The organism is Pseudoalteromonas sp. S16_S37 (genome assembly GCF_014694405.1).
Classification (GTDB): domain Bacteria; phylum Pseudomonadota; class Gammaproteobacteria; order Enterobacterales; family Alteromonadaceae; genus Pseudoalteromonas.
Map to the genome: position 1 here is coordinate 1 of NZ_JAAUWV010000280.1, position 234 is coordinate 234.

Genomic DNA, 234 nt, shown 5'->3' on the forward strand with positions numbered 1-234 from the left:
AAGACTATATGGCGGGGCTCCGGCATTTTAAGAAAACCATCACTGACTTGAATTGGCAAAATTTGGATGTTAGTGATGTGTTTGAATTTAAATGATTATTTATGGGGATCCCTCAGGGTCACACGGCATGTGATGAGTAAAAAACTGCATCCCACAAAAATACTGCCAATAGGGATTTTCACACCACATGGCGACCGTATTTTCATCCGAAAGTTTATGAATTTGTTTAAGATA

Annotated in this window: 1 pseudogene; it reads right to left on the minus strand. The window is 38.5% G+C overall.

Annotated features, from left to right (window positions below):
• Nucleotides 1-114: 114 nt before the first annotated feature.
• Nucleotides 115-234, minus strand: a pseudogene (locus HC733_RS22905) (transposase); the annotation flags it as partial.